General features: G+C 58.2%; 1 protein-coding gene. It reads right to left on the reverse strand.

Annotation, left to right across the window (positions count from 1 at the left end; translation table 11 throughout):
• Positions 1-41: 41 nt before the first annotated feature.
• A partial coding sequence (locus tag AC0L3B_RS40265; RefSeq protein WP_473383628.1) for a hypothetical protein occupies positions 42-239 on the reverse strand: 198 nt, incomplete at its 5' end.

Below are 239 nucleotides of genomic sequence, written 5' to 3' on the forward strand. Positions count from 1 at the left end.
GACCGAGCAGCTCAAGCGCGCCAGCGCCTAAACCTCATCGATTACGGCTTGAGCGTGAGAGCCGTCGCATGCGCGTCACTGATCTCCTTGCATGCCATGTCCACGTAGGGGTGGTCGACTCGGCGGTATGGGCTATGCCCCAGGATAAGCGCATTGGAACAAGCACTGATCGCGGTGATTGGTGCTGCTGAAAGCAAGGGGATCAACACCAAGGATCTTTTGGACCATGCCACTGCGCT

The sequence above is a fragment of the Bradyrhizobium sp. Kon56 genome, from assembly GCF_055807635.1.